Annotated in this window: 12 protein-coding genes; 7 read left to right on the top strand and 5 right to left on the bottom strand. The window is 62.0% G+C overall.

Going from position 1 to position 15,921, the window contains the following annotated elements; genetic code table 11:
* Positions 1–73 precede the first annotated feature (73 nt).
* Entirely contained in the window at positions 74–1,642 is a 1,569-nt protein-coding gene (locus CFB81_RS30350; RefSeq protein ID WP_089437627.1) for a methyl-accepting chemotaxis protein, read from the top strand.
* A gap of 316 nt (positions 1,643–1,958) precedes the next feature.
* Here the strand turns inward: CFB81_RS30350 and CFB81_RS30355 are convergent, their stop codons facing one another.
* The 4 genes from CFB81_RS30355 to CFB81_RS30370 form a co-directional block, all read right to left on the bottom strand.
* Entirely contained in the window at positions 1,959–2,360 is a 402-nt protein-coding gene (locus tag CFB81_RS30355) for a hypothetical protein (protein ID WP_143328653.1), read from the bottom strand.
* Positions 2,357–2,887, bottom strand: coding sequence for a chemotaxis protein CheW (locus CFB81_RS30360; protein ID WP_089437629.1), 531 nt, complete (start codon positions 2,885–2,887; stop codon positions 2,357–2,359). The genes CFB81_RS30355 and CFB81_RS30360 overlap by 4 nt, the downstream gene beginning before the upstream one ends.
* Before the next feature lie 34 nt (positions 2,888–2,921).
* The gene (locus tag CFB81_RS30365; protein WP_089437630.1) at positions 2,922–4,652 is read right to left on the bottom strand and encodes a methyl-accepting chemotaxis protein; all 1,731 of its coding nucleotides are present in this window, start codon (positions 4,650–4,652) and stop codon (positions 2,922–2,924) included.
* Positions 4,653–5,114: 462 nt separating this feature from the next.
* On the bottom strand, positions 5,115–5,627 hold the full coding sequence (locus CFB81_RS30370) for an Lrp/AsnC family transcriptional regulator (protein WP_069619552.1): 513 nt from the start codon (positions 5,625–5,627) through the stop codon (positions 5,115–5,117).
* A 173-nt stretch (positions 5,628–5,800) separates the two neighbouring features.
* Between CFB81_RS30370 and CFB81_RS30375 the strand changes: the two genes are divergently transcribed.
* A complete protein-coding gene (locus CFB81_RS30375; RefSeq protein ID WP_089437631.1) occupies positions 5,801–6,817 on the top strand; it encodes a 1-aminocyclopropane-1-carboxylate deaminase in 1,017 nt (338 codons plus the stop codon).
* 77 nt (positions 6,818–6,894) lie between these two features.
* Positions 6,895–9,579 carry an alpha-ketoglutarate dehydrogenase gene (gene mdeB / locus CFB81_RS30380; protein ID WP_089438132.1) on the top strand — a complete coding sequence of 895 codons (2,685 nt, stop codon included), beginning with the start codon at positions 6,895–6,897 and terminating at the stop codon, positions 9,577–9,579.
* 271 nt (positions 9,580–9,850) lie between these two features.
* On the opposite strand, the gene CFB81_RS30385 is transcribed toward mdeB, so the two are convergent.
* Positions 9,851–10,747 (bottom strand): LysR family transcriptional regulator, encoded by an 897-nt coding sequence (locus CFB81_RS30385; protein ID WP_089438133.1) that lies wholly within the window; start codon positions 10,745–10,747, stop codon positions 9,851–9,853.
* A gap of 133 nt (positions 10,748–10,880) precedes the next feature.
* Between CFB81_RS30385 and CFB81_RS30390 the strand changes: the two genes are divergently transcribed.
* From CFB81_RS30390 to CFB81_RS30405, 4 genes are all read left to right on the top strand, one after another.
* The gene (locus CFB81_RS30390) at positions 10,881–12,305 is read left to right on the top strand and encodes a M20 family metallopeptidase (protein WP_089437632.1); all 1,425 of its coding nucleotides are present in this window, start codon (positions 10,881–10,883) and stop codon (positions 12,303–12,305) included.
* A gap of 48 nt (positions 12,306–12,353) precedes the next feature.
* Positions 12,354–13,640: an MFS transporter gene (locus tag CFB81_RS30395; RefSeq protein WP_069619556.1), complete on the top strand. Its 1,287-nt coding sequence runs from the start codon at positions 12,354–12,356 to the stop codon at positions 13,638–13,640.
* Between the two features lie 173 nt (positions 13,641–13,813).
* Entirely contained in the window at positions 13,814–14,206 is a 393-nt protein-coding gene (locus tag CFB81_RS30400) for a hypothetical protein (RefSeq protein WP_143328654.1), read from the top strand.
* A 101-nt stretch (positions 14,207–14,307) separates the two neighbouring features.
* Positions 14,308–15,873, top strand: a complete 1,566-nt coding sequence (locus CFB81_RS30405; protein WP_089437634.1) for a methyl-accepting chemotaxis protein — start codon at positions 14,308–14,310, stop codon at positions 15,871–15,873.
* Positions 15,874–15,921: the final 48 nt, after the last annotated feature.

Consider the following 15,921-nt stretch of genomic DNA (forward strand, 5'->3'; position numbering starts at 1 on the left):
GGGTGTGCGGGCATTACAGTAAGTTTGCTTGCGTGCCGACATAACGAACAACAACACACGGGGGGAAGCAAGCATGGGGTCCATGACAGTCGGCAGGAAGCTGGGCTTGGCATTCGGCATCGTCGTACTCATATCGTTGATCGGCAGCGCGATCTCGATCGTCAATTTTCTGAAGCTGAACCGGGCGAACGGCTGGAACGTCCATAGTTACCAGGTCCTGCGGGCGAACGACGACATGTTGACCAGCATGGTCAACATGGAGACGGGTGTGCGCGGCTACGTGGCCGCCGGGGATGACCGGTTCCTGGAGCCCTATAAGGCAGGCCTCAAGCAGTTCGCCACGTCGTTCGACGTCGTTCGCGGCCTCACTGCGGACAACGCGACGCAGCAGCGTCGTCTCGAGACACTGCGCGACATGCATCGGAAGGTGGCGGAGGTCGACGACAAGCTGATCGCCATGCGGCGTGACGTCAATGCCGGTACGCAGCCTGCCAACGCGCTGATCGACTACTTCAAGCAGGGCGACGACAAGCAGTTCATGGATCGCTATCGAGCCGTGGCCACCGAGCTGAACGAGGCCGAGCAGTCGCTGCTCGATCAGCGTTCAGGAGAGGTGGCCAGCTTGACTGCGTTGACCAAGTTGACGCTCGCGGCGGCAGGCATCATCACCGTCATCCTGTCGATCGTGCTGGGAACCGTCATCACGCGCGGCATCATGCGGTCGCTGGGTGGCGAGCCGGCCGACGCCGCGGTCGTGGCCGGGCGGATTGCCGAAGGCAATCTCGAAGCATCCGTGCCGGTCGCGCCGAACGATCGCGGCAGCCTGATGGCATCGCTCGAATCGATGCGGCGGCAACTGAGCGGCATCGTGTCGGAAATTCAGTCGACCGCGGAATCGATCACGACTTCGGCTGGTGAGATCGCGCAGGGTAACCTGGACCTCTCGCAGCGAACGGAAGAGCAGGCGGCTTCGCTCGAGGAAACGGCGGCCAGCATGGAGCAGCTGACCGCGACGGTTCGTCAGAATACGGAAAACGCCAAGCAGGCGAATGCGCTTGCGGGCAGCGCGTGCGAGGTCGCGATGCGCGGCGGCGAAGTAGTGAGCCAGGTGGTCGACTCGATGCGTGCCATTGCGAACAGTTCGGGCAAAGTGGCCGAAATCATTACCGTGATCGAAGGGATTGCGTTCCAGACGAACATCCTCGCGTTGAACGCGGCCGTCGAGGCCGCGCGTGCGGGCGAGCAGGGGCGCGGCTTTGCGGTCGTGGCCGGCGAAGTGCGCACGTTGGCGCAACGCAGCGCGAACGCGGCCAAGGAAGTGAAGGATCTCATCACGGGTTCGGTGGAGAGCGTGGCGCAGGGGTCGCAGCAGGTCGAACGCGCGGGCACGACCATGTCGGATATCGTGCAGTCCGTGCGGCGCGTGACCGACATCATGAGTGAAATCGCATCGGCGTCGGACGAGCAGGGAACGGGTATCGAGCAGGTGAACGTCGCCGTCGGCCAGATGGATTCGGTCACGCAGCAGAACGTGGCGCTCGTGGAGCAGGCGTCGGCAGCGGCGCAGGCGATGGCGCAGCAGGCAACCACGCTGCGCGAGGTGGTCGGGATATTCAGGATCGGTCGCGCGCTCGCGCACTGACGGGCTCGGCCTCGGAGCTTCGCCGGAAGTCGACGCGACGGGCGTCGATGCGTGTTGGCGCGAGCCGTCTACAGGTTCTCGACCGGAACGGGGATCGTCTCGCCTTGATACGGCATCTCCGAGAACGGTCCGACCGCGCGAAGGATCCGGTGCCGGTTCAGTTCGAAGGCCAGCCGAACCTGCTGTTCGCTCGTATCCCGGGCACCGAGGCAGGCGCACACCGTCGACGTGCCACATCGGGGCCTATGCCGGGCAACGCACTGCCGGCAGCGAGCAATCGGATGTGTCAATCGATCGATACACCGGCGTCAACGAATTAGACGTCGATCGAGGTGGATACGCCGGATGTGACCCGGGACGATTCGTCGAGCCACGCGATGATCGAATCGTACAGCGCGGCAAGGTGGTCGGCGCGCTCGCCGATCCGCTTGAGCATGTCCCGTTGCTCCGCCGTCGTGGCTTCCCATTGCCAACGCATGAATTGCTCGTATTGAATCGGCAGCAGCTTTCGTTGCCCGATGTAGTCATGTCTGACTCGCTCGCGCATCGCAAGGTCGGGCATGTGTTGTTCCGTCGTGTGCCGGGTCAATTTGTCGAAGGTCGCCCGGGCTTCGTCCACTTGAGCGTCGACCAGATAGAACAGGCTCGGCAAAAACTCGATGGGCCGCCATACCGGCGGCCGTTGTGTGTCTTTCGTCATCGTTTGAATGTCGATCAAGCTTCGCTCGGACGGTTCCAGCGCGCGCCGACGTCGACCGTTTCCATCAGTCGATCGATGTCGAGCAGGGTCAGCAGTTGTTTGCCGTCGTCTCCTTCGTGGACGGCGAGGCCCGTGACGAATTCCGTTTGCATCGCGGTCCCGACCTCCGGCGCCGGGCGGCGCGCGGAGCGATCGATATCGACGACGCTGCTCACCGAGTCGACGATCAGGCCGATCGTCTGTTCCGCACCGTCGAGTACGATGATGGCGGTCGGCACGGTGTCGCCGATCGGGTCCAGCGAGAACGTCATACGCAGGTCGACGATCGGCATGACGAGGCCGCGCAGGTTGATCGTGCCTTTGACGAACGGCGGCGCATCGGCGGCGGGCGTCGGTTCTACATAAGGGCGGATCTCGCGGACACTCTGGATATCGATTCCGTATTCGTCGCCGCCGAGTACGAAGGCGACAAATACCTGCGTGGTCGCGTCGCCGGCGTTATCGCGTCCGGGTGTGCTCTCCGCGATTTCAACTGCTTCCGTCATGTCATGCTCCAGGAAACGGATGGTTCGTGCCGAATCAAAAGGTGGTCCAGTCTGCTGCAGCGTCCATCGCGGCACGGGGTGACGGTGTTCTCGCCTCCGTCACGGGCGTGCGGCCCGGTCGCACCGGCCGCGACACTGCCGCCGTGGCTGTCGCAACCCGGTGCGCCGCCGGCTGGTCGTATGCACGGCTGTTCGCGGACCCGACGCGGAAGAACGAGACAGCCTCGGTCAATCGATGGCCCTGATCCTCGAGCGACTTCGACGCGGCCGCCGCTTCCTCCACCAGTGCCGCGTTCTGTTGCGTGACTTCGTCCATCTGCGTGATCGCGATGTTGACCTGTTCGATCCCGCGACTTTGTTCGGAGGACGCCGCGGCGATTTCACCCATGATGTCCGTCACGCGCGCCACGGCCTTCGTCACTTCGGCCATCGTGTGACCTGCATCGTCGGCAAAACGCGAGCCGTCCCGAATCTTCTGGACGGATGCGCCGATCAACGCCTTGATTTCCTTGGCTGCGCTCGATGAACGTTGCGCGAGGCTTCTCACTTCGCTCGCCACGACGGCGAAGCCGCGACCCTGTTCGCCCGCGCGGGCAGCTTCCACGGCGGCGTTCAGCGCGAGGATATTGGTCTGGAACGCGATGCCTTCGATGATCCCGGTGATCTCGGCTATCTTCGACGAGCTGTCGCTGATGTCGGTCATGGTTTCCACGACCTGGCTGACGACCGCGCTGCCTTTGTGGGCGACGTCCGACGCGCCGTTGGCCAGGGCGCTCGCCTGTTGCGCGCTCTCCGCGTTCTGCCGCACGGTGGCGGTGAGCTGTTCCATGCTCGATGCCGTCTCCTGCAGCGACGCCGCCTGTTGTTCCGTGCGGGACGACAGGTCCTGGTTACCGGACGCAATCTGGCTGGATCCCGTCGCGATGCTGTCCGCAGCGGTGCGGACTTGCCCGATCAGCCGGACGAGGCTCGCCTGCATCTCGCCCATCGACGCGAGCACGCTACCTTGCGGCGCGGCCGCGGCGCCGTCGACGGTGCCGAGGTCGCCCGCCGCGACGCGGCGTGTGATGTCGCTCAGGTCGCCGGGTTCCGCGCCGAGTGCGCGCGTGATGCTGCGCGTGATCAGGCATGCCGCAACGACGGCTGCCGCGAGTGCAGCGAGACAGATGCCGATCAGCAACGCGCGGTGTCGGCTGTACTGTTGCACGGACGCCTGCTTGCTCTCAGCCGCCCGATTGCTTGCAAAACCGGCGTAGGTGTCGGCTGCTGTGACAAGTTCCTTCAGTAGCGGCCGGCATTGATCGTCGATCATCGCGATCGCCTGATCCCGCTGGCCGTGTAACGCAGCGTCGCCGATCGCGACGGCCACCGGGCCATATCGCGATTCAATGCGGTTGATCTCGGCCACCAGCACGCGGGCTTTCGCCGTCACGTCTGGATTTGTGGCGATTGCTTCGTTCAGCTGGCGAAGCCGTGTCTGCACTTCCTCATGTGCCTGTGTCATCGCAACGCGCTCCGCTTCGACATCGGCGGGTTTCATCACGAGCACGAGATTGCGGACGGCGACCGCGCGCTGAAGTACAGCCGCACGAATTTTCTCCGTCAACGCCGCGCGTGCGCGCGCCCCGTCGACGTAATCCGCGAAGCTGTCGTTCGCATCCCCGAGCGCACTGATTGCAAGCACCGAAACCAGAACCACCAGCGCAGCCATCATGCCGAAGGTCAGCGCGAGTTTCGCTCGCACGGTCAATTGTCCGAAGCTCATGTTTAATCTTCCCCTGTCGTTCGCCCTTGTCGAGCGGATATCGTTGTGCTTGTTATGAACGTCGGGTCGGGAAAGCGTCGACATGCATCCAAGCCCATCCGCGCCCCGTCGTTGTAACCGCGACCACGCAGATACCGGTACCGGCTTCGATGTCTTCGCATGCCGGTTCGCGAAGGACGAGCGCCGCCTGCCTGGTACGATCTGCGAGATCGTTCCGAGCAATACACGCAAGTGGTGTGCCACATAAAGGGGGCTGTCGGGCAAGGCTTTGCCGGCAGTGCGGCAGCGGGAGTGTCAACGCGCCCGGACACGCGTGTCCGGAAATCCGACGCTATCCGATGTCGAGACTCGCCATGCGCGTGTACGGAGACCGGGAGCTCATGCCGAGCCGCTTCGCCGCTTCCGCGCGATTGTCGCCGGTGAGTTCCGGCGTGAGCAGAAAACGGCTGCCTTGCACCGCCGCTATATGGCGATCTGCGTCGAAGAAAGAACCTGCTTGAGCACCATGAAAGTCCGAATCTGACGCACGCCGGGCAGGTAAAGCAGTTGCTCGGCATGGAGCCGGTTGAAGCTTTCGCTATCGCGCGTGCGCAGCATCATGAAGTAGTCGAACTCGCCGGTCACCACGTGGCATTCCATGCAGCCGGATACGTTCTGTGCGGCTTTTTCAAACGCGGCAAAGGATTCGGGGGTCGATCGATCCAGCACGACCCCGATGATCACGACCATGCCCGCATCGAGGGCAGGCGCGTTGAGCAACGCGACGATTCCTCGGATCAAACCGAGGCTCTTGAGCCGTTCGACGCGGCGCAAACAGGCCGGCGCACTCAAATTGACCTTCGCCGCCAGCGCGACGTTCGAGATCGATGCGTCCTTCTGAAGGGCCCGCAGGATTGCTTTGTCCGTACGGTCAAGTTCGACGTGGCTCGCGTCAGCCGGGCGCGATTTGCCGAGAAATTTTGTTGTCGATTTCATCGGTTCTAAAAAATAACAATTCGTGGAGATGGGGGAAATTGTATTTCAAAGTGCGGCGGTGGACGGATGTTTGCAACCCCGTTTCGTAGGTATTTCACTAGAATTTCTTCGTGCCCGGTCGCCCTTGACGACATCGGGCGTCGGAACCCACCGCCCACTTTCGGAGAACCTCCGTGAACCTCGATCGCTTCCCGCGCCACAAGCTGACCTTCGGACCCACCCCCATTCATGAGTTGCCGCGCCTCGGCAAGGCGCTGGGTGGCAAAGTGCATCTCTATGCAAAACGCGAAGACTGCAACAGCGGCCTGGCGTTCGGCGGCAACAAGACCCGCAAGCTCGAGTACATCGTGCCGGACGTGCTGGCGAGCGGCGCCGACACGCTGGTATCGATTGGCGGCATCCAGTCGAACCAGACGCGTCAGGTCGCGGCAGTCGCGGCTCATCTTGGCCTGAAATGCGTGCTGGTTCAAGAAAACTGGGTCAACTACTCGGACGCTGTGTATGACCGCGTCGGCAACATTCAGATGTCCCGCATGATGGGCGCCGACGTTCGGCTGGTCAGCGACGGCTTCGACATCGGCATTCGTCCGAGCTGGGAACAGGCGCTGGAGAGTGTCCGCAACGCGGGCGGGAAGCCGTATCCGATCCCCGCCGGTTGTTCCGAGCATCGGCTTGGCGGCCTCGGGTTCGTCGGTTTCGCGGAGGAAGTGCGCGCCCAGGAAGCCGAACTCGGATTCAAGTTCGACTACATCGTCGTGTGTTCGGTGACCGGAAGCACGCAGGCCGGCATGGTCGTGGGGTTCGCGGCGGACGGACGCGCGGATCGCGTGATCGGTATCGATGCGTCGGCCAAACCCGAGCAGACGCGCGAGCAGATTCTTCGCATCGCACGCCAGACCGCCGATCTCGTGGAACTCGAACGGCCGATCGAGGACGCGGACGTGGTGCTCGATACGCGCTACGGGGGCCCTGAATACGGCTTGCCGTCGGAAGGGACGCTCGAAGCGATTCGACTGTGCGCGAAGACCGAGGGGATGCTGACCGACCCGGTTTATGAAGGCAAGTCGATGCACGGGATGATCGACAGGGTGCGCCGCGGCGAGTTTCCGGAAGGGTCCCGGGTCTTGTATGCGCACCTCGGTGGCGTCCCCGCATTGAACGCATACAGCTTCCTGTTCAAGAACGGTTGAGGCTCGGCTGCGTTCCGGCTGCAAGTTGAGTCGGAACGCGGCGTGCATATCGCCAATTCGGGGTGCCAAGTATGGACATGCAGAATCGACTTCCGGCCAGCACGATGACGGACCCCGACCCGGAGGAGCTCCGGGAATGGTGCGACGCGCTCGATGGCGTGTTGCACGCGTGGGGCGGCGATCAAGGCAAGGCGCGTGCACGTCACCTTCTCGACTCGTTGCAGGCGCACGCACAGGCCCGTCGCGTTGCGTGGCGGCCGCCGTTGGTCACGCCGTACGTCAATACCGTGGCGCCTGAAGAGCAGCCAGCCTATCCGGGCGATCTGCACATCGAGCGGCGGATCGCGGCGTTGATACGGTGGAACGCACTCGCGATGGTGGTCCGCGCCAACCGCGCGCAGGGAGAGCTCGGCGGGCACATCGCAAGCTATGCTTCCGCCGCGGATCTGTTCGAGGTCGGTTTCCAGCATTTTTTTCGCGGCCCGGATGCGGTGCACGGCGGCGATCTGGTGTTCTTCCAGGCGCATTCCGCGCCGGGCGTCTACGCTCGGGCGTTTCTCGAGGGACGATTGTCGGAAGAATCGCTGTCCCATTATCGCCAGGAGATCGTGGGGGAGGCTCGCGGCATCCGGGGATTGAGTTCGTATCCTCATCCCTTTTTGATGCCGGACTTCTGGCAGTTTCCAACCGGATCGATGGGGCTGGGGCCGCTCAACGCCATCTATCAGGCGCGGTTCATGCGGTACATGGACAATCGCGGCTTGAAGGAGCACGGCGACCGTCGCGTGTGGGGTTTTTTCGGCGATGGAGAAATGGACGAGCCCGAGTCGATCGCCGCGTTGACGCTCGCGGCTCGCGAGCGGCTCGACAACTGCACATTCGTCATCAACTGCAATCTCCAGCGACTGGATGGCCCCGTCCGCGGCAACGGCCGGGTCATCGACGAGCTCGAGGCGTTGTTCGCCGGCGCCGGATGGAACGTCGTCAAATGCATCTGGGGCTCGGAGTGGGATGCGTTGCTCGGCCGCGATCATGCCGGGGTGCTCGAGCGCGCTTTCGCGAACACCGTCGATGGCGATTTTCAGACATTGTCGGCCAATGACGGCGCGTTCAATCGCGAGACGTTCTTCAGCCGGAATCCGGAACTGCGAGCGCTGGTGGAGTCGCTGTCCGACGACGACATCGCGATGCTTCGGCGCGGCGGGCACGATCCCGTGAAAATCCATGCGGCTTTTGCCGCGGCGACCGTCAGGAATGGTCGACCGTCGGTGGTGCTTGCCAAGACCATGAAGGGCTATGGCATGGGCACGATCGCGCAAGGGCGCATGACGACGCATCAGCAGAAAAAGCTGGAGCGGGACGACCTGATTGCATTTCGGGATCGATTCGCGCTCCCGCTTTCCGACGAAGCGGCATCGGAAGCGCGGTTTTATCGGCCGCCGCACGATAGCGATGAGCTGCGGTACTTGCGGGAGCGTCGCGAGACGCTTGGCGGCTATCTTCCCCAGAGACGTGCGGCATCCGAGCGACTGGTGGTGCCCCCGCTGGCGAGCGTCGCCGGCTTCTCGATGAATGCGGACGGCAAGGTCATGAGTTCGACGACCGCCTTCGTCAGGCAACTCGGTGCGCTGCTCAAGGACGCCAACCTTGGCCCGCGATTGGTTCCGATCGTGGCGGACGAGGCCAGAACGTTCGGCATGGCGAATCTTTTCAGACAGGTCGGCATCTACGCGCCGTTCGGGCAGTTGTACGATCCGGAAGACAATTCGTCGATGCTCTCGTATCGTGAAGCGTCCGATGGTCAAATTCTCGAGGAAGGTATTACGGAGGCAGGGGCCATCTCGTCGTGGACGGCCGCTGCGACGAGTTACGCCGTGCACGGTATTCCGATGATGCCGTTCTATATTTACTACAGCATGTTCGGTTTTCAGCGTATCGGCGATTTGATCTGGGCGGCTGCGGACCAGCGCGCCCGGGGTTTTCTCGTCGGTGCCACGTCGGGCCGCACGACGCTCGGAGGAGAAGGATTGCAGCATCAGGATGGCTCGAGTCATCTTCTCGCGTCGACGATACCGACGTGTCGGGCGTACGATCCGTCCTTTGCCGGCGAACTGGCGGTGCTGATCGACTACGGGTTGCGGCGCATGCTGAGTGACGCGCACGACGAGTTCTATTACGTCACCGTGACCAATGAGAACGTCGCGCAACCGAGTATTGCTGACGCGTCGCATGAAGGTATCGTGAAAGGCATGTATCTGTTCCGACAAGGAGGCCGCTTTCAGCGGCGGGTTCAGTTGTTCGGCAGCGGCGCGATCATGGGCGAGGTGCTCAAGGCGGCGGACGAACTCGAGCGGTTACATGGGGTGGCCGCGGACGTCTGGAGTGTTACCAGCTATGTCGAGCTGGGGCGGGATGGTGCGCGATGCGAGCGGGAATGGCGGCTTGGTTCGGGCGACATCGGGGACGCATGGATTGCTCGCCAGCTGCGTACGACGGTTGGGCCGATTGTCGCTGCGTCCGACTATGTGAAAGCGCTTCCGGAAATGGTGCGTGCGTATATTCCGGAAGGACGGCGGTATGTCACGCTTGGGACCGATGGGTTTGGTCGAAGCGATTCTCGCGCGCAGTTGCGGCGGTATTTTGAGGTGGACGCTCAAGCCATCGTGCAGGCGGGGTTGCGGGCCCTCGAGGGGCAGGCGGCGGGGAATGAGGTTCGCGAACGGGCAGGGGCGTCTCATGTCGTCGGGGTGGTGGCGCACTGACGTGGGGCTCCCTGGGAATATGGTCGTGGGCCGTTGTTTTAGGCGGCTCTCCACACGCTTGTCGTTGAACCCGTTTTGCTATCGGTCTATTAGCGTCGCCCCTGCGCGGGGCGGCGGTCACTTTTCTTTGTCTTCCAAAGAAAAGTAACCAAAAGAAAGGCGCGTCCTTGGGCGGACGGCAAAGGTGATTCTGCTCAGGTTGGTGGTTTCTTTGCCGCCGCAAGTCGGGTATGTCGGGACTGGGTGGTGGCAGCACGAAGTCGTCGCGCAACTAGTCGGCCGTTTGCAGCTGCTTCACCAATTCGCCAACGAAGTCGACCAGGACGGTCGACAACACTCGGCCCGACAGGGTCTGGATCTGGATCGCACGCAACGACATGCCCGGATGATCGATCGGTATCGCTACCAGACCGTCCGTCGCCAGACGCGCCTGCACCGTCAGACGGCTGGTCAGGGACACGACTCCCGACATTTGAGTGAATGCATACAGCGTGTTGGAGTTGTTGCAGGTCAGGACAGGCTCGAAGAGAAGATTCTCCAGGCTCGCCGTCGTATCGAAAAGCTGACGGATCGTCGTGCCGCGGTCAAGCAGCGCAATCGGGAAATTCCGCAACTCGGCCATCGATACCGTCGCATACCCGGCCAGCGCGTGAGAACGGGGCATGACGGCACAAATGGGCGCGCTCCGCGTGTACTCGACGTTGATCTCCGGCTCTCGTACGACACCGAACGTCAGGCCGATATCGGCTTCGCCGCTCCGTACGTGTGCCGTCACCTCTTTCGGCGCTGTCACTGCCACCTCGAAACGGGTACCGGGCGACTTTTCCAGAAATTGCGTGATGGCGCGAGGGAGAACATCCCGGGCAAACGCCTCCGACGTCGAGACGCGGATCGTGCTTCGATCGAATGAGTTCAGCGCCTTGATCTCCTCGAGCACCTGCTGACCTTCAAGCAGGGTTCGTCGGACATGCGCAGCCAACAGCTCCCCGGCCTTGTTGGGGACCATGCCGCGCGCCTGACGCTCGAACAGCGGGCAGCCGACCTCCTCCTCGAGCTTCGTTATCTGACGGCTGATCGCCGAGATCGAAACGTGCAGCTTTTCGGACGCCTCGCTCAGCGAACCGGTGTTGGCAACGGCAAGGAAGTATCGGAGTGCAGCGTTGTGCATGACGTCCGCCAAGTTTGCGTTATTGGAAAGCAGGGCACGCAAAAAAGTCAATTGTGGTGCGCGTTTTGGCTCCGTACGCTTGATCCATCAGGGCTGCACAAACCGCTCTTCCACGATACACGCGAGGATCACCATGACGCGTCGCCAAGCAATCGACTCTGCCACAAAATATTTCGATTCGGGTGGATTCCTGACAGATCTCGCGCGACGCGTCCACATGGCGACGGAAAGTCAGGATTCCGGAAGGGCCGGCGAGCTTCGAGCCTACCTCGTCGACGAGATCATCCCATCGATCGACCGTATTGGTTTTGAGTCTCGTATCGTCGAGAACCCGGTTGCGGGGAGCGCGCCGTTCTTGATTGCGACACGTATCGAGGATCCCTCGCTTCCGACGATCCTGATGTACGGGCACGGTGATGTCGTCCGTGGCCATGACGGACAGTGGAACGACCAGATGTCGCCATGGAACATTACGATTGAAGGAGACCGGTGGTTTGGGCGGGGCACGGCGGACAACAAAGGGCAGCACACGATCAACCTCGCCGCGCTGGAGCAAGTCATCGAGGCCAGGAATCGACGTCTGGGTTTCAATGCGACGCTGCTGCTCGAGATGGGGGAGGAGACCGGATCGCCCGGGCTACGTGCAGTCTGCGAGCAGAACAAGGATCTTCTCGCAGCCGACGTTCTGATCGCTTCGGATGGCCCCCGGGCCAGATCGCACGTCCCCTGTGTTTTTCTCGGGTCGCGCGGATTCGTCAACTTCACGCTTTCCGTTCGGCTCCGGTCGGGCGCCCATCATTCCGGAAATTGGGGAGGGGCGCTCGGCAATGCCGGAACCGTACTCGCGAACGCGATTTCGTCGCTCGTCGACGGGCGTGGGCGGATCCTTGTCGACGCGCTGTTGCCGACGCATATTCCGGCCTCGGTACGAACGGCGCTGAAGAATATTAGCGTCGGTGGCGGGCCCAACGATCCTCACGTCGATGCCGATTGGGGCGAACCTGGGTTGACCACCCAGGAGCGTGTCTATGCATGGAACGCGCTGGAAGTACTGGCCTTTACCACCGGTAACCCGATCAGCCCGATCGGCGCGATTCCTCCTGTTGCGCATGCGCATTGCCAACTCAGATACGTCGTCGGTACGGATTGCGGGCGCATCGAAGAAGTTCTACGGCATCGCCTCGACGCATGCGGGTTCGACAGGGTCGAGGTGGCTATCGGCGAGCGAATGGGCGCCACGCGCCTGCCGCCGGAAGATCCGTGGGTCGCATGGGCGCTCGATTCGATCGAACGGACGACCGGAAAGCATCCCGATTTGCTTCCCAATCTTGGCGGGTCGCTGCCCAACGACGTCTTTTCCGAGGTGCTGGGCCTTCCGACGATCTGGATTCCGCACTCGTACGGAGCCTGCTCGCAGCACGCCCCGAACGAACACCTGCTTGGAAGCGTCGCGCGTGAGGCGCTGCAGATCATGGCCGGCATATTCTGGGATCTCGGGGAGTCGGCATCCGCCGTCCGGGATCGACGCAAGGAAGGAGCGCTCGTCGTCCAGGCATAAGACGCCAATTTTTAATGCACTTGTTGTCGTAAGTTAACGGAGAATGAGATGCGTACTATGGAAATGGTGGATGCCGCGCCGACTAGAGAACAGGCTCCTAACGTTTTTCGACTGGTGTCCGCCGCAACCGTCGGCAACGCTTTGGAGTGGTTCGACATACTGATTTATGGATTCTTCGCAATCTCGATTTCAAAGGCTTTCTTTCCGGCGTCGAGCAGCGGGGTATCCCTTCTTCTGACGTTCGGGACGTTCGCGATCTCGTATTTGGCCAGGCCGATCGGCGCGCTCGTGCTCGGGTCGTATGCGGATCGTCGCGGTCGCAAGGCATCGATGATGGTGTCGATCGTGACGATGATGGTGGGCACGACGACGATCGCACTGACGCCGAGCTACGAGTCGATCGGCATGATCGCGCCGATTCTGGTCATCTGCGCTCGACTGCTTCAGGGCTTTTCCGCCGGCGGCGAGTTCGGCAGTACCACTGCGTTTCTGGTGGAACAGTGCCCCGAACGCAAGGGATTGTTCGCCAGCTTCCAGTTCGCGAGTCAGGGATTGAGCTATATGCTCGCGGCCGGTTTTGGCGTTCTCCTGACCTTGACCCTCGATGCAGACGCCATCGACGCATGGGGTTGGCGCATACCGTTTCTCTTTGGCGTGTTGATCGGCCCCGTCGGCCTGTACTTGCGAAAGCACGTGCATGAGGCCGACGGCGCAACGCGTGAAAGGCGCGAATCGTTCCCGGTAAGGGAAGTGTTCGTCAATCAGAAAGCCAGAATGTTGTTGGCGATCGGTACGCTCGTTCTTTCCACCGGCGCCAGTTACGTCATTCTTTATGTTCCGACCTACGCGGTACGCGAGCTTCATCTGCCCGCCAGTTTCGGCTTCATTGCAACGATGTTGACCGGCGGGATCCTGACGTTCGTTACGCCGTTCGTCGGCTATCTGTCGGACAGGATCGGCCGCGTCAGGCTGATGATCTGGGCCGGGATGGCGTTCATCCTGACCATTTATCCGGTTTTCAAATTGCTTGGCGCGCATCCCGATCTGGGAAGGCTCATTGCGATGATGGCCTGGATCGGGACGCTCAAGGCGGTCTATTTCGGCGCGCTTCCGGCGCTGATGGCGGAAGTCTTTCCGACAGAAACCCGAGCGACGGGTATGGCCATCAGCTACAACATCGGCGTCACGCTGTTTGGCGGTTTCGCGCCGCTGATCGTCGCATCGTTGATCCATCAGACAGGCAATTTGGCATCGCCGGCGTTTTACCTGATGCTGGTCGGTGTGCTGAGTTTGATTGCATTGCGCGGATGTCGATCAATGTTGAATCTCCGATGAGGCAGCGCATCGAGGGAATTCCGCACAGCCGAGCGATTGCTTCGACGGGTGCGGTCCGGGACTGTTTCGACCACATGCGAGGTGAGATCGGAATGAGTGCAAGGAAACTGGACACGGTATCGTCGGGGGCGTCGACGTGGAATTGGCTGTTACCGCCTTCGGAGCGGGCCCGCGTGTGTGTCGTCATTGATTCAAGCCTCGGCGCTGCCGCGGTTTCAGCGACCGTAGCCTGCTTCACGGCGATGCCGGAAGTCGCGCTTCTCCAGATTGACGATCCGGTCGATGCGCACCGTGCATGGAGCGCGTCGCTCATGCCGGGTGGCGTCCCCGAGGCGGCGAAGACAAGCACGGATTGCGGGTTGCGTCGATTGCCGCGGGGCGTGCCGTTGCTGGTGTGGTCGACGCGCCCGCAAGACCTCGACTGGCTCGGCGGCATCGAAGGGAACAGGGTGCGGGCCCTCGTGACCTTCGAGGATGACGAGGTCGAAATGCAGGTATCTCGTCTTTTCACGCTTGTTCTGAAGGCGTTGAAGCACGCGATCGCCGAGAACATGTTGATCTACTAATACGACAAAAATGGTCTTGCTTCGGCATGTCGCGACATACGCTCGCGAGTCACGTATCTGCAATTCATCCATTTTTCCAACAACACGAACAAGTGACCGGTATGTTGACCGTTATTTCGAAGTTGAACATCGGCAAGCGGCTGGGGCTCGGTTTTGCGATGGTATTGGCGATGTCGCTGATCGGGATCGTCATCGGACTGATGCGTCTGTCTTCCGTTGCCCAGGCCACCCGCGACATGGTCGCTAGGCCGTTGCAGACCGAGCGGCTCGTCAATGACTGGTCTCGGCAAATCAGCGTCGCGGTGACGCGCACTACCGCGATTGCGAAGAGTGCCGATCCGGGGCTGGCCAACTATTTCAACGACGAAGCCATCGCCGCATCGAAAGTGTCCGCGGCGAAGCAGACGGCCATCGAGGCGGTGATGACGTCGGACGCGGAAAAGCGCTTGTTCGCTGCCATCGGCCAGCAACGCAAGCGCTTCCTCGCCATCCGGGATCAGATCTATGCGCTGAAGAAGGAAGGAAAAGCGGAACAGGCCGACCAGTTGCTCGAACAGCAGTTCATACCGACCGCGCGGCAACTCGTCGAAAAAGTCGACGCGTTGGTGACGTACCAGCGCGAAGAAATCGATGGACTTGCGGCCGAGATCGACGCGAATTATCGATTCGGACGCACGCTGATGATCGCGTTCGGCGTTGTCGGCATGCTGCTGAGCGTGGTATGCGGATGGTTGATCACCCGCAGCATTACCCAGCCGCTCATGCGTGCGACGGACGTCGCGCATCGGGTGGCCAGAGGCGACCTGAGCGTTCATGTCGACGTTCATGGCACGGACGAACTCGGCCGGCTGCTCGGCAGCTTGCGCGACATGCAGGCTGCACTGCTTCGCGTGGTGTCCAACGTGCGCCGCGGCTCGGATAACCTCGCGGCGGCGAGCGCCGAAATCGCGCAGGGCAACGACGATCTCAGTTCCCGCACGGAGAGCCAGGCCAGCGCGCTCGAGCAAACCGCCGCGTCCATGGAGGAACTGAGTTCCACCGTGGCACGGAACGCCGACAACGCTCACGAAGCGAATCAATTGGCGATGAATGCATCGACGGTGACCGCGCAATGCGGCGAAGTGATCAACCAGGTCGTGGAAACCATGAAGGGCATCAACGACAGTTCCCGCCAAATCTCGGACATCACGGGGGTGATCGACAGCATTGCCTTTCAGACGAACATCCTGGCCTTGAATGCCGCGGTCGAGGCCGCGCGTGCCGGCGAGCAGGGAAGAGGCTTCGCGGTGGTCGCCAGCGAAGTGCGCAGCCTGGCCGGACGTTCCGCCGATGCGGCCAGGGAGATCAAGAAGCTCATCGGCTCGAGCGTGGGGCGCGTCGCTCAAGGTTCGACGGAAGTCGAGCGCGCATGGGTGGCGATGACAGAAGTCGTGAACTCGATTCGTCGCGTCACCGAGACGATGAGCGAAATCAGCGCCGCGAGCACCGAGCAATCGCTCGGCGTGGCCCAGATCGGTGAAGCCGTCGGCCAGATGGAGCGCACGACGCAGCAAAACGCCGCGTTGGTCGAGCAAACTGCTGCGGCGGCGATCAGTCTGCGCCAGCAGTCACGGGAACTGGTGGAGGTCGTCTCGGTGTTTCAGCTTGGACGCGGTGAAGCACTGTAGAGCCGGGCGACAAGGCTGCGCCGGCAGTGCGGCAGCGAGCGTGTCAAC

Source organism: Burkholderia sp. AU28863 (assembly GCF_002223195.1).
Lineage (GTDB): Bacteria > Pseudomonadota > Gammaproteobacteria > Burkholderiales > Burkholderiaceae > Burkholderia > Burkholderia sola.

Coding starts and splice junctions, on each gene's coding strand:
- CFB81_RS30350 (WP_089437627.1), top strand. CDS start 74: ATGGGGTCCATGACAGTCGGCAGGAAGCTGGGCTTGGCATTCGGCATC.
- CFB81_RS30360 (WP_089437629.1), bottom strand. CDS start 2,887: ATGACGGAAGCAGTTGAAATCGCGGAGAGCACACCCGGACGCGATAAC.
- CFB81_RS30365 (WP_089437630.1), bottom strand. CDS start 4,652: ATGAGCTTCGGACAATTGACCGTGCGAGCGAAACTCGCGCTGACCTTC.
- CFB81_RS30370 (WP_069619552.1), bottom strand. CDS start 5,627: ATGAAATCGACAACAAAATTTCTCGGCAAATCGCGCCCGGCTGACGCG.
- mdeB (WP_089438132.1), top strand. CDS start 6,895: ATGCAGAATCGACTTCCGGCCAGCACGATGACGGACCCCGACCCGGAG.
- CFB81_RS30385 (WP_089438133.1), bottom strand. CDS start 10,747: ATGCACAACGCTGCACTCCGATACTTCCTTGCCGTTGCCAACACCGGT.
- CFB81_RS30390 (WP_089437632.1), top strand. CDS start 10,881: ATGACGCGTCGCCAAGCAATCGACTCTGCCACAAAATATTTCGATTCG.
- CFB81_RS30395 (WP_069619556.1), top strand. CDS start 12,354: ATGCGTACTATGGAAATGGTGGATGCCGCGCCGACTAGAGAACAGGCT.
- CFB81_RS30405 (WP_089437634.1), top strand. CDS start 14,308: ATGTTGACCGTTATTTCGAAGTTGAACATCGGCAAGCGGCTGGGGCTC.